Here is a 14105-nt window from a genome sequence, read left to right on the forward strand (position 1 = left end):
AATTCTTTGGTCAGAACTATTTTGAGTGTAGCACAAATGGCTTTTTTAGTTGTCTAGCTTAATTTTACAATCGGCGTAATAAAAAAATTTCATGCACAGAAAACTTTTTGCTCGTCACAGATAAAAATAACTAGTATAATCTAATAGACTAGGATTGACGGATATAAACTGAATAAACTAGTTGGATTCGTTGGTATATTTTGTATTTTTAGTTCATAAAGTAATGATTAGAAAGAGGGCGAGAAAAATGGAAAGAAAGGTACGTTATAAACTGCATAAACGTCGGAAGCAGTGGGTGAAAATTGCTGTAGTAGTTTTAGGTGGTTTTATTCTTTCTGTAAGTGTTGGTGAAGAAGCTAGTGCGAGTAGTGAAATAGAACAAACTCAAGATCCTACTAGCCAAGTAAGTCAAATTATAGAACCAGAGGAAGTTCCAATCTCAACAGAATCTACCATAGAGACTGATACTGTTGAGCCACAGGCTGTATCAATAGAAGGAAGTAAAGAAACAATTGAATCAACAGGGAGTTCGGTAGACACAACAAAAACTCTTGATACGACTTCTTTAGTGGTGAAGGATGAAACAGAACTTACAGGTAATCAGGTTGAATCAACAACTGAAGGAATCGGTGTGGAGCAATCATCAATTTCTGAATCTCCGATTGAAACGACTGGGGAAATCGAAGCAATTAGTGAAGAATCCAGCGCAATCACAGCATCAGATTCACAAGTAGAAACTCCAGTCAAGACACCTGTTGAATCAACTGATTTTAGTATAGTAGATAAAGAAAATGAAACGGTTATCGACTACACAAATGATCAAAAAAGTCATAACGTTTTAGTAAGCGCTAACATAAAAACGGGTGATAGATTAGAAGTGGTGACACCTTGGATTTTTAATGCAATGAGTGATGATGTTATGGGAATGGAAAAAAACAAAGTTGTGGTGGATGTAAGTGAGCAAACTATCACGGAACGTACAGAAGGAAATACTGTATTTACCTATCTAGCTGATAAAAATGGGTTCGTTCAATTTAATGTCACGTTATTAAGTAGGTGGACGGAGATAAGCGCTGATATTCTCAGTGATAATAGTATTTATCCAGTCACTTTGAAAGTAAATGATATCACACAAAGCGTATTGAATTATACTGTCGAAAATAAGACAGAAATCAACTATTCGAAGTTAGCGATTAATGAGACCCCGACAAAGTTAATTACTGATCAAGCTTATTCTTTTAGTATCGATTTAGTTCATAATCAAGTTTCACGTTCTGATTCTGTATTTGCTAAAACTTCTTTTGAACTGGAAGTTCCTGAAGGATTCGAACTAATAAATGGAACGGTAGATAGTGCTACGAACCCAGGTATTTTTCATTTGAGGACGGTAGACTCAAGGGGGTTCTCACAACCAAATGGTGCGGGGACACCGATTGTAATTACTGCTTCGTATTTTTTCAATCAGCCAGGGGAAAGTTTGACAGGATTTGATACGTATGAGTATACTTTTTGGGGGAAATATACTCAACCACTTACTAAAGAAAAAAATATTTTTTCTGTGACTGATGGTGAGGCAAGATTAGTTTTAAGCGATTACCAAGCGATTAGTAGTAACAAATTTTATGGAACAACACCCATCTCTAAGGAGGTCGGTGTAAGCAATGAAGCTTCAAAATTTAGTGAGATTTCACTTGTTGATTCTAGTAAAGAAACGATTTATAGAGATTATTTTACAGAAAGTGGTAAGAAACTATCGGAAACTGGAGAATACTCATTTCCACCTTCAACTTCAGGTACAATGACGGTAACAGCTGCTAATATTGGGAATGTTACACAAACCAATGTGAAAATTACTTATGAGATAGAGCCAGGAACAGAAGCGATAAATGACGACTATGGAAATGGTTATTATTATGAGTTTAGTAAAAATGATTTTAATCCCTTTGATATCTCTATTGTTTATGCAGATGGTACACAGACATCTTATACTACAGATAAGCTAATGAATGGACGACTTTACCTACCAGAAGGAAAAGATGGCTCAGATACAGTTAAAGTAATAGCATCGGCAGACGAGCTTTTTGCAGGAAATTCATTAGAATTTAAGTATGGGACCTATCGTCTTTTAGACACGTTGAAGCCTGTTAGTACTGCAAATTATACGGTTCACTTTGAAAGTGATTTGATACAAAAAGATTCTAGTAAAACTTTAAAAGTATCGGATCCAGAAAAGATTCCTCTATCTAGTTCAATCTTTGGGAGTATGATCTTTTCTAAGGAAATCTATCGCCCTGGAGAGGAATTTACTAACAACTTTTTTCTCACAACTAATTATGCTGCTAATTTAGGAGTGTATTATTTTATTATGCCAGAAGGAATGGACTACACAGACATTGCTTGGTCTCCCGACCCTGTGAGTGATCTTTCAGATCTTCCAGATATCCATAACTATCTTACGGATTTAGGTTATGTGGGTGAAAATGGTGAAAAAGTCCTTAAAGTGGATTTATCTAGTCTCTATTCTGATAAATTTGTTGCCAATTCAATGATTTTATACATGAATAAAATTAGTTTAACAATGAAAGTCAATGAGGATGCTTTACCAATAAACAAGTTGTTGGATGCAAGAGATGTTTCTTTCCTTGCCGTAACAGACACATATCCATTATTAGCTGATGAAATACCTGTATATAAACAATTTGGTTCAGAAAAAATTGAAGGTCATAGCAGTCGGGATAGAGGGAGAGCTATTCCTTATAGTATTGTATTACCAAGTTTTGTTGGAGTGAAAAATGGTATTGACGATCCTATGACTGAAAAACAGGAATTTCTAGCTTTTGATTCTTCAATACCCGAAGAAACGACGGCTCATTTTAATTCTGGAAAAACATTCAAAACAGAGGATGATCTAATAGATAGCCATATTCGCTTGACATCAATCAATGGAATGGCAGGTTCGCTTTCTACAACTCAAAATATTTTAATATTACCTACTATTGAAGCGGGAGATCCTTTTACAATGGTTCTTACTGGTGCCGGAATACTATCAGATAATTTAAGTACGGATACCTCAAAGGTACTTTACTCTTCTGACATAGTTACTGTAGATGGAAATAAAATAATTGATACGTCCGATTTTTTGACTGCGAATCAAGTAACAAATTGGTCAACTATTCGTACCGTTATTTTATCATGTGAAGAGCTCAATGAAGGGGGGTATACATCAGTTATCTTACCGGTTCAAGTTCTTAATATCAACCAAGTAGAAAAAGACAGTGAAGCGATGATCAAAACGGATTTTTTATTTAATTCAGCTGGAAAGGTCCTTTCAACAAGTAGCAATTTAAAAGCAAAAGTGACTGTCAGTGATGCTGTTTTCACGAATGGAATAACCATTATTGACGTAAAAACAAATCAAAGCCCAATTATCATCGACAATAGAGAGCAAGGCTCTTTAGTTCGAAGCTTAAATACAATGGTGCTTCAAAATATTGATGGGACTATTGATAAAACTGTAGATGAATTATTAACTCATTCAATAGAACAAGCATCCTTGAAATTTAACCAGACTGTTAATCTGTGGTCAAAGGTATTTTTACCAACATTGCAAAAAATTACCAATCAAAAACCTGAATTTAATGATTTTTCTTATGCGGTTGCACCGGAATTTATTGCTCAGTGGAATAAAGATATTGTCTTAGACAAGCAAACTTATGAAAAACTCCCAGAGACATTTGAAATTCCGTTAATCGCACAAAATGATCAGATTGCTTTACACTATACTGATGGAGATGGTCATGAACTAGCGGAAACAGATTGGTTTAAGCGAGAGCATAATACTCCAATGATGATATCCGATGTAACTGAAAAAATATCTAATGGAACACTGCAAAAGATTATTGTGGATATTAATGAAGGACAATCCTCTAATCTCTTGGAATCAAAATTTGAGTCAAATCATGATACTGAATTTGTTTTTGGTGATGTTATACCGGAGGAAAATGGGTATGTAGTTTATGATTTGTTCGATCAAACGATCACAACTGGTCACTATTCTATTGATGGAACACGCGTAGGAGGCCAGACGATTTCAATCCCAACGATAGTGAAAGAGATTAAACAGTTGATTTTAGAAAGTGATACAGGAGGGAGATATGCAAATCTTAGTGATGAACAATTAACCGAATTAATTCAAAGGACGTATACAAATCTCCTGGATTTAATTTATTCACCATTTTTATTACATCCTGAAGGTTTTGTGACACAACAGTTAACGAGTGTTGAAGAGAAGCTTGGTTTAAAATTAACTATTTCAGAATATTTCCCTGAAGAGTTTGCAGAAAATCCAGAAGCTGCATTTACCGAGATGGAACAAGTTATGAAATTCAGATTTTCTCAACTTAGAAACTTTGTTGGGCTACTAAATAGTTATCAGGTTACGTATGTGTATACAACTTCTCTAATAGATGAGGGAACAAAACATTATGAAAATACGGTAACTGAATCTGAAGCAAGTAAAGCAAGAGCAGAACTTGAAGTATTACAAGCAGAGAATGAAGCTAAAGGAATTCATACAACAGTTCAGTTAAATGTGCTGCCGAATGAAGCACCGTCTAAAATAACTGTAATACCAGAAAAGCCAACAAAACAGAAAGAAACAACATCGGTATCTGAGCCAGTCAAGAATACGGTAACTCTAAAAAAAGATAATCTAGTGCTGCTTGTTGCTCCAGAAAAAGGAGATTCAATGGCAATCAAGGATGTGATTGTTCCAATGCAAAATACAACTAATGGGGCATCCAAGTTACCACAAACTGGTGAAACTAAGAGCGCGACAGGCTTTATTACAGGATTAGGTATATTGCTAACGTTTGGCTCTGCACTCATTTTCAAGAAAAAACATGAATAGATTTCTTAAAAAAGTTCATAAATAAATAGAAATCTAATAAGAACTCTCAAGTTTAGTTAATGAACTCTAGATGTTAGACCAAAAATCTGATTTTGGAGTCAATTCATAGACTACTTGAGAGTTTTTATATGTTAGGTTATAGATCGTTTAGTAATTCATAGTATATTTATAATTAGTGAGAGTCTTCGTTACATAAACGTCATCGATTTTAAGAGTTCTTATTTTTTTGAGGAAATTGTAGGCGTATTATACGGTGGACGCTATAATAAGAACACTACATAAATAGTTATGAAGAGAGGTGACTTTCTTCAAAAGAGGTATTTAATGGAACAAAATAAAAAAGACCTATCAGTAATAGATCAAGATCTTCCACTGAAGAATAGATTGCCACTGGCGCTTGTGGAAAAGATTGAAGGCTATCCGGAAAATAAACGTCGGCCTGTAAATAAAACCGTTTTTAAAAATGAATATTTTCAATTGACCTATAATACGAAAAATGTTTCGTTGGCGATTTCTTCAAATGGTGATCTCGTGTATTCTGCGATTCCTTATGATACAGGAAGAAACTATATCCAACGAGCCGCTATTCAGTATTTGCTGCATCCTGGGGAAATTCGGCAATATATCGAACGTCATCAGTCCACCTTAGAGAAATATTTAATGCTAAGTATTTTTCAAGTAACAGGTCATCGAGTGATGGAAGATTCAATTGAGGTCAATCACGCTTACCAAGCGATTTTACAAAATCCACTGTTAGAAATACAGATTGCTGGCCGCTTGATGCAACATGATGAGACAGGACCATTATCTGCAAATCTTGCCGGGAAGTTTTTATTTAGAGATAATGTAAAAACAGGTATTGCCGGCTACATTTCTGAATATTTGACTTTTGTCATTCAACTGACTAATTCACTGCCTTTAATGATCGATGGTAAGGTGGTGACATTATTGGACAAACAAGACTCTTTACTAATTAGTAATGGTTTAACAAGTCATTCAGAGATCGACTCAGCTGTGTCGTTATTACCTCAAGAAGTACAAACTGGTATTAAACAGGGACTTGTGGCTGCAGAGAACATCCCAATGACAAATACTCAACCGCTTTTACGATCAAAATATGGTGATGAATTGGCAAATGTCCGCAAAAATTATGTGGCTCATAGTGTTGCACCAGCTGAAGCAGAAAAATATTTCAAAAATATCCACTCGATTGAAAATCAGCATTTAATCAATGTAGTCTCGGACATTCACACAAAGGATAAGAATCTGCCATTTGTGAATCGCCACTTTAATATTTTAGCCGGTGATATTTCAGATTCTCATGCTGTGGACAAAGAAATTGAAGGATTATATGTTATTGGCGGTCATGAGCTGGTCGATGTGTTACCTGAAACGACGGATCACTCAGATAAGCAATGGGATAAGTGGCGACCATTTTTCAACTATGAGTGGTTCACCACATTGTTGCAAAATCCTGATGAAGCTTGGTACCGACTACCTACAGGTGATCATCCCTTTTATGAAGTAGTCAAAACAACACTTGAACCACGGTTTCCTAAAATGAAACTGTTGAATAATGCTAGTTTAATCTATAACAATGTTCGTTATATCGGTTTGACGATTCCTGTAGCATTAACAAAGAGAAAACAAATGCAGCAACGATTTATTTTAGCTGCGCTGGAAAAATTATTAGGAGAAGATACTGCTATTCCAACTGTGATTGTCTCGCATGCACCGTTGTTTAATGAATTGAGCCTTCTATCTGAGTCAAGTAGTGCCTATAACAAAGCATACGTCTGTGATGAACCAAAGATTGAACAGTTATTCCAGCAATACAATATTATTGGTGCAATTCACGGACATCATCATATTCCGGCATCGTCAAGACGATTCAACAAAGTCCAATTTGCTGGAAAAAAAATATTTGTTGTTTGCTCAATTTATTCAAAAGTGAACACTGGTTTTGAATTAATGAGTTTATTAAATAAACAAGGTTGATTAGAAAACTGATTTAATGATACAAGTAGCTGCTAAGTTGGAACGAAAAACCCCCTCATCGTCATTTTTAACGGTGAGGGGGTTTTGTTTTAAGCTAAGACAGCAGCAATCATGTCAGGCAATTCTTTTTTCATGACACGTTTAGTAGCTAAAGCATCAGTATACGTGATTGTTTGATCAGCTGTGATTGTTGCTAATAATTGACGCTCTTTTTTTGGTGGGTTATAAAAGACCTCGATTGCTTTGTCGGTATCTGACCATTCAGCAGAATAATTCGCTTTTGTTTTTAGCGCTTGGTTCAAAACTTCTGCTTGTGTAGCTGTTACGGCTGTGTCAGTCGGTTCTTTGACAACATCGGCTAAGATATCTTGTGCAAGTTCCGCTGCTTTGTCAGTTGTCTCATCGACAGGTTCCGCTGTTTTAAAACTTTCTGACCACAAGTTGTAAATACTATTGGTTAGTTGATTCAACGTATTTGTTTGTGGTTTTTGGATGTGGGCATCGACCAAGTCTTTGAATGAGTGATCCTGCTCGGCACTTTGAATATGACGAGTCTTGCCATCCGGTGTTTTTTCCTCAAGATGGATGCGATGAGTATCTGCTTTGTCGAAATAGATTTTTACATCGCTGTGGATATGGTTTGCAAGAGTTTCTTCCACTTGAGCAAAAGTTTTGTTGATTTGTTTGTTACGATTTTTGATAGATTTTTTGATACTTTTCAAATTCACGAGTATAATTCAGTCGCTTTCTTTTAAGAGTTGTACTAATCCGTTTGTATTATAGCATACTTCGTTAAAAGTGCAGTAATAATACAAAAAAAGGCGGAGATTTCTCCCCACCAATTCTTTTTTTAACGTAAATCATCCAAAAATTCAGTTTTTTCAGGATTAATCTCATCGCGCATTTTAATAATCTTAGCAGGAGTCCCAGCAACAACAGCACCAGCCGGGACATCTTTGGTCACGACAGCACCAGCTGCGATGACTGCGTCTTTTCCGACATGTACGCCTTCTAAAATCACTGCGTTAGCACCAACTAAAACATTGTCTTCTACAATGACTGGTGAGGCACTAGGTGGTTCTAACACACCAGCTAACACGGCACCTGCACCAATGTGGGCATGTTTGCCAACTGTCGCACGTGCGCCTAAAATAGCGCCCATGTCGATCATCGTGTTTTCTCCGATTGAAGCGCCAATATTGATGATAGCGCCCATCATAATTACTGCTTTTTCGCCAATCGCTACTCGTTCACGAATCAGTGCCCCTGGTTCGATGCGTGCATTGATGGTTGAAATATCCAGCATCGGAATAGCAGAATTTCTACGATCGTTTTCCACATGAACAGCACGAATCTTTGCTTGTTGTTCAGTCAAGACTTCTTGGACTGCCTGACTTTCTCCAATCAATATCCAAGTCTCAGCTTGACCAAAAAATTGAACATTTTCTTTGCTAATATCAGTTAAATCTCCTTGGACATAAGCTTTAACCGGTGTGGTTTTCTCAGCATTTTTAATATATTTTGCAATCTCATAAGGATCAGTTAAAGTCATTGAATATACTCCCATCTCGTACTAAAATGCTTCATATTTCAAAATAGGAAAAATGAAGACTGATTTGGCTACCAATACCATCCACTGTAAATGAAACAGCTTGGTAGGGGTTAGGATTCATTTGCATTCTTGGCCAGTGTTAAATTTTTTGAAACATTAGCTCTCGTCAATTAATTTTTCCATGTCATATAAACCAATTGTTTTTTTGCTGATATATTTAGCTGCTTTGACTGCGCCACTAGCAAAAATATTACGTGACAAGGCTAGGTGATTCAATTCAATCACTTCATCTGGCCCGGCGTAAATGACGGTATGTTCGCCGGGAATCGTTCCTCCACGAACAGCGTGGATTCCTAACTCTGATAATGGATTTTCTAAATCATTTCCATGACGGCCATAGACATATGTTTTTTCTGTTTGAACAGCATCATTGACTGCATCAGCTAACAATAGCGCTGTACCGCTAGGGGCATCTTTTTTCTGATTATGGTGTTTTTCAACGATTTCAATATTGAATTCTTCTTCTAAAACAGGAGTGATCTCACGAATCGCTTTCGCTAACAAATTGATTCCTAAAGACATATTGGCGGAAAAGAAGACGGCTGTTTGCGTAGCAACATTTTTCATCTGTTCTTGTATGTCATTTGTCAAGCCAGTCGTAGCGATAACAACGGGAAGTTTTCTATCGGCGCAGTAATCTAAAACTGCTGGTACAGCAGAATAATGAGAAAAGTCGATGACCACATCGGCGTTGATTTGACACGCTGTGATGGTTTGATAAGTAGGGAAATCTGCTTCAAAAACATCACGATCAATCCCGGCAACAATTTGCATTTCAGACTGCTGAGAAATCATTGTCTGTAATACTTGACCCATTCGTCCATTGGCACCACTCAAGATGATATCGATCATTTTGAGACCTCCAAACCATAAGCCGTCATTTCTTTTTTCAAACGTTCTACCGTCTCTGCTTTAGCCGTATAAAGAGGCAGCCGGAAATTTGGCTGAATCTTGCCTAATAAGCCAACAGCAGTTTTGACTGGGATAGGATTTACTTCGCTGAAGATTGTATGGATTAGTGGTAACTGAGCAAGTTGTAGTTTTTTCGCTAGTTGGAAATCACCATCTAGCAATGCTTGAGTCAATTCGTGGGTTTGTCGTGGTGCAATGTTGGCAATCGTTGAGATTGCTCCTTGTCCACCGAGCGCCATGATTGGCAATACTTGATCATCATTTCCGGAATAAATCGCAAAATCATCAGGTGTGATACGAGCAATTTCAGCGATTTGTGAGATATCACCGCTCGCTTCTTTTATAGCGACGATATTAGGAATCTCACTTAGTCTTTTGACCATTTGAGGCGTGATGTTCATATTCGTACGTGAAGCAACAGAATATAAAATAATCGGTAGTTTCACACTTTGGGCGATTTTTTGGAAATGTAAAAAAAGACCTTCGTCTGATGTTTTATTGTAGTAAGGAGTTACGATCAATAGAGCATCAGCACCAACTCTTTCGGCTCCAGTCGATAATTCGATGGCGTGGCGGGTATCGTTTACACCTGTTCCAGCAATTACTGGGATTCGTCCGTTCACCTTTTTGACAACTGCCTCGATTACAGCAATGTGTTCATCGTTGGTCAAGGTGGAGGCTTCGCCGGTCGTTCCACAAGCGATGATTGCATCGGTTCCTTCGTTGATTTGCCATTCAACAAGCTCCTCTAACTTCTTGTAATTTACGGCACCATCGGCTTCCATTGGAGTAACTAAAGCGACACCGGATCCTTCAAATATTTTCAAGGGAGACAACTCCTTCATTATTTTTTCAAAGCTCATCTAAAACTAAGCTTTAATAGTGAAATTATAGCCTAATTATGAGTGAATGCCAACGTAAATCTCATGAAAAATTTAATCGTCTAAGTTTAAAGAGAAGGATGAAAAAACTTGTATAAAATTATTTATTTGAAAACTCCAGAATTAAAAACAAAAATAACTGAGTAACTGAATAAAAATCCTCCAAAAATAAATTAATGACCAAAGAAGCAATTTATACTATAATATGAGAAACTATCAATGGTTTTTTAATCTAATGAACATTATTCTGAGTATATTTATGGAAACGAGTGAGAGAATGATTGATGCAGAAGTCAAAGAATTAGAAGAATTAGTAACTACGATGCGCCGTGAATTGCACCAGATCCCTGAATTAGGCTTGCAAGAAAAACAGACGGCAGCATACATCCGGCAAAAGTTAAATACTTTTGGAATCAACGAGACTTATGAAGTTCTTGGGACTGGTACGATTGCGGTTCTACGAGGAACAAAACTTGGAAAGACACTAGCATTTCGTTCAGATATAGATGCGTTACCCGTGACAGAACAGACGGGGTATAGTTTTGCTTCGAAAACACTAGGGAAAATGCATGCATGCGGTCATGACGGTCATATGGCAACATTATTAGGTTTTATTGCATACTTACATAAGCACCCTGAAAAAATTCAGGGGACACTTGTTTTTGTATTTCAGCCAGCTGAAGAAGGACCAGGCGGGGCAGAATTAATCATGAAAACAGGAATCTTACAAAAATTAGGTGTTGAGGAGATTGTAGGCCTGCATGTATTTCCTGATTTGCCAGCCGGGAAAATCGCTTGTCGTCCTGGAGCGATGATGGCGCGTAATGCGGAAGTGACGATTACAATCAAAGGAGTCAGCACACATGGTGCGCAGCCGCAACTAGGCGAAGATGCAATCGTTGCTGCTGGGGGAGTGATCACTGGGCTAAATAGTATTTTAGCAAGAAATATTGGTCCATTAGATAATGTCGTGTTGACCTTCGGGACAATCCATGGCGGCGAAGCAATGAATATCGTTGCCAAAGAAGTTGTTTTGCACGGGACGATGCGCGCATTTGATGATACAGTTTATGATGAAGTCGTTCGACGAATTGATCTATTGGCTAGCGAGATTGCAAAAGGTTATGGTTGTGAAGCAGAAGTAGTCTTTAATCATATGTATCGTGTAGTCAATAATGATCCAAAAATGGTGAGAACATTGGAAAAAGTTGCGGCTGATTACTATGAAGAAACCTTGCCCTATTTGATTGCGGAAGATTTTTCGATGTATCAGCAAGAGATTCCTGGGATGTTTTTCTTTCTTGGTATTCGTGATGAAGCAAAAGGGTATACGTATCCATTGCATAGCAGCAAGATGAAATTTGATGAAGTGAACTTATTGTTGGGAATCCAGACATATGTAAACTTAATCGCTGGATTGAATGAAATTTAACTTAGGAGGCTTACAATGGAATTTGAAGCAAAAAATGGGCATTTGATGTGGGATGGCTGTGATACCGTCACGTTAGCTGAAAAATTTGGTACACCGTTATATGTCTTTTCACAAACAATGATCGAAGAAAAATGTCAAGAATTGAAACGAGATTTTGTCGATAAATATAAAAATGTTCGAGTTGCCTTTGCCAGTAAAGCTTTTTCAACCTTGGCAATGTTAAAAATTATTCAAAAACAAGGATTCTCCCTTGATGTCGTTTCTGATGGCGAACTATATACGGCGATTAAAGCTGCGTTTCCAGGAGAGCATATTGAAATGAACGGCAATAATAAATCGCTTGAAGAACTAGAAATGGCTCTAGATTATGGTGTCGGTCGAATAATTGTCGACAGTTTACAAGAAGTTGATTTGATTGCAGGAATTGCCAAAGAGAAACAAAAAGTAGTGGATATTTTATTTCGGATAACACCTGAAGTCAATGTTCAGACTCATTCTTTCATTTCAACTGGTCAAAAAGATTCAAAATTTGGAATTCCAATTGATGAGTCGATTTTATTCCCTCAGATTCAACATGCAATTGAGAGACCAGAAGTAAACTTCTTAGGATTTCATTTCCATGTAGGCAGTCAATTATTTGATAATCAATCCCATTTGGCAGCAGTGGAGATCGCCTTGGATTTAGTGAAGATGGTACGAGAACGTTTTGATTATACGATAAAGGAACTAAATTTTGGTGGCGGTTTTGGTGTGCGGTATACTGAAGCAGATCAGCCCAAACCGTTTAGTTATTTCACAGATCCAATGATGGAAAAAGTTTTGGCTTTTTGTCAAAAAGAACATTTTCCGCAACCAGCAGTGGTCATCGAACCAGGGCGCAGCATTGTAGCAGAAGCAGGGATCAGCCTCCACAGAATTGGAGCAATCAAAGAACTTCCAGGTTTACGAAAATATGTTAGTATTGACGGCGGCATGACGGATAATATCCGTCCCGGACTTTACGAAGCAAAATATACCGGTGTTTTGGCTAATAAAGCGGAGTCTGCACCAGCTGAGAAAGTAACAGTCTCTGGTAAGGCTTGTGAGAGCACCGACATCTTAGTCAAAGACATTGAATTACCAACAGTTGAAACTGGCGATCTCTTTGCCACGTTTTCAACGGGTGCATATGGGTATTCCATGGCGAGCAACTATAATAAGCTGGCAATCCCTGCAGTTGTGCTGACAAAAGAGGGGCAGGCAGAAATTATCGTAAAACGGCAAACGTTGGATCAAATCATCCAAAATGAAGTCGTTCCTGATTTTCTAAAATAGAAACAAATGAAATGAGGTTAGCAAATGAGCGTACCATTTTATAAAATACAAGGTGCTGGAAATGATTTTATCTTGATCGACAATCGAGAATTGAATTTTTCTAGTGAACAATTAACAAAATTTACTGCACGGGTCTGCTCGCGGCGTGTTTCAGTGGGTGCAGATACATTGATTGCTATTGAGACGGCTCGTGATAACGGAGATTTTTATGCACGTTTTTTTAATGCAGATGGTTCTGAAGCAGAAATGTGTGGAAATGGTGCGCGTTGTGTCGCACGCTGGGCTTATGAAACAGGTACTACAAAAGATAAAATGGTCATTGAAACAATTGCCGGCAATGTACCGGCAGAACGGTTAGATAGTCGAACATATCGGGTACAATTAAATTCACCGACTGTTTTTGAAGCAAATAAAATGATTCAAGTAGCAGGCAAAGAAGTGACAGTAGATTATGTTGAATTAGGAAGTCCAGGGATCCCTCATCTAGTTGTTCACATTCCAGATCTTGCGATGACCGAATTAGCATCGATTTTTGACTTTGCGAGAAAATTACGCAATCATCCTGCTTTTAAAAAAGGGACCAATGTAAACTTCTATGACATTTTATCTGATCAAACAGTCGTTGAACGTACGTATGAACGTGGGGTAGAAGACTTCACGTTAGCTTGTGGTACTGGGACCGGATCAACTGCATATGCATTGACCAAAAAAGGATTAGTCAAAAATGATCCTGTGGTGATTGAAGTATTAGGAGGACAACTTCAAGTAAATGTCATAAATGAAGAGCTTTACTTGATTGGTGATACGAATTTAATCATCCAGGGTACAATCTTAGATGAAGATTTATAAAACAGCTATTAATCAAGTGAAATCTGAGATTCTATTGTAATCAAAGAGTGTGGCGCTTATGCGTCACCTCTTTTTTTGTGTTCAGTGATTGATTTAAGCTTCAGTTTTAGATAGACAATGACATTACAGCCGTTTGTTGATGGATTTTTTTGCTTCATTTCTGGGAAAGTCGACAGATGAAGATTTTTAGCTATTTTT

The 14105-nt window shown here is 37.4% G+C and carries 9 protein-coding genes; 5 read left to right on the forward strand and 4 right to left on the reverse strand.

From position 1 onward, the window contains the following. Positions 1-247 precede the first annotated feature (247 nt). Both P7D84_RS10200 and P7D84_RS10205 read left to right on the forward strand, forming a co-directional pair. Complete coding sequence (locus tag P7D84_RS10200; RefSeq protein WP_311806339.1) at positions 248-4909, forward strand: LPXTG cell wall anchor domain-containing protein; 4662 nt, start codon at positions 248-250, stop codon at positions 4907-4909. 324 nt (positions 4910-5233) lie between these two features. Continuing rightward, positions 5234-6907, forward strand: coding sequence for a metallophosphoesterase family protein (locus P7D84_RS10205; RefSeq protein ID WP_311806340.1), 1674 nt, complete (start codon positions 5234-5236; stop codon positions 6905-6907). Positions 6908-6996: 89 nt separating this feature from the next. On the opposite strand, the gene P7D84_RS10210 is transcribed toward P7D84_RS10205, so the two are convergent. The 4 genes from P7D84_RS10210 to dapA form a co-directional block, all read right to left on the reverse strand. Then, on the reverse strand, positions 6997-7635 hold the full coding sequence (locus P7D84_RS10210) for a hypothetical protein (protein ID WP_311806341.1): 639 nt from the start codon (positions 7633-7635) through the stop codon (positions 6997-6999). Between the two features lie 122 nt (positions 7636-7757). Beyond that, entirely contained in the window at positions 7758-8459 is a 702-nt protein-coding gene (dapD, locus tag P7D84_RS10215) for a 2,3,4,5-tetrahydropyridine-2,6-dicarboxylate N-acetyltransferase (protein WP_311806342.1), read from the reverse strand. 156 nt (positions 8460-8615) lie between these two features. Next, positions 8616-9371 carry a 4-hydroxy-tetrahydrodipicolinate reductase gene (gene dapB / locus P7D84_RS10220; protein ID WP_311806343.1) on the reverse strand — a complete coding sequence of 252 codons (756 nt, stop codon included), beginning with the start codon at positions 9369-9371 and terminating at the stop codon, positions 8616-8618. Continuing rightward, positions 9368-10258 (reverse strand): 4-hydroxy-tetrahydrodipicolinate synthase, encoded by an 891-nt coding sequence (dapA, locus tag P7D84_RS10225; protein WP_311806344.1) that lies wholly within the window; start codon positions 10256-10258, stop codon positions 9368-9370. Before dapA ends, dapB begins: the two co-directional genes overlap by 4 nt. A gap of 331 nt (positions 10259-10589) precedes the next feature. Between dapA and P7D84_RS10230 the strand changes: the two genes are divergently transcribed. From P7D84_RS10230 to dapF, 3 genes are read left to right on the forward strand one after another with little or no spacing between them, the layout of a single operon-like run. Continuing rightward, positions 10590-11744 carry a M20 metallopeptidase family protein gene (locus tag P7D84_RS10230; protein WP_311806345.1) on the forward strand — a complete coding sequence of 385 codons (1155 nt, stop codon included), beginning with the start codon at positions 10590-10592 and terminating at the stop codon, positions 11742-11744. Between the two features lie 15 nt (positions 11745-11759). Beyond that, entirely contained in the window at positions 11760-13058 is a 1299-nt protein-coding gene (gene lysA / locus P7D84_RS10235) for a diaminopimelate decarboxylase (protein WP_311806346.1), read from the forward strand. 24 nt (positions 13059-13082) lie between these two features. Next, the gene (gene dapF / locus P7D84_RS10240) at positions 13083-13907 is read left to right on the forward strand and encodes a diaminopimelate epimerase (protein ID WP_311806347.1); all 825 of its coding nucleotides are present in this window, start codon (positions 13083-13085) and stop codon (positions 13905-13907) included. The last annotated feature ends 198 nt before the right edge of the window (positions 13908-14105 follow it).

The organism is Enterococcus dongliensis (assembly GCF_031927985.1).
Lineage (GTDB): Bacteria > Bacillota > Bacilli > Lactobacillales > Enterococcaceae > Enterococcus_A > Enterococcus_A dongliensis.

Bases quoted from the DNA above. Each gene is read 5' to 3' on its own strand.
- P7D84_RS10200 (WP_311806339.1), top strand. From the start codon at position 248: ATGGAAAGAAAGGTACGTTATAAACTGCATAAACGTCGGAAGCAGTGG.
- P7D84_RS10205 (WP_311806340.1), top strand. From the start codon at position 5,234: ATGGAACAAAATAAAAAAGACCTATCAGTAATAGATCAAGATCTTCCA.
- dapD (WP_311806342.1), bottom strand. From the start codon at position 8,459: ATGACTTTAACTGATCCTTATGAGATTGCAAAATATATTAAAAATGCT.
- dapB (WP_311806343.1), bottom strand. From the start codon at position 9,371: ATGATCGATATCATCTTGAGTGGTGCCAATGGACGAATGGGTCAAGTA.
- P7D84_RS10230 (WP_311806345.1), top strand. From the start codon at position 10,590: ATGATTGATGCAGAAGTCAAAGAATTAGAAGAATTAGTAACTACGATG.
- lysA (WP_311806346.1), top strand. From the start codon at position 11,760: ATGGAATTTGAAGCAAAAAATGGGCATTTGATGTGGGATGGCTGTGAT.
- dapF (WP_311806347.1), top strand. From the start codon at position 13,083: ATGAGCGTACCATTTTATAAAATACAAGGTGCTGGAAATGATTTTATC.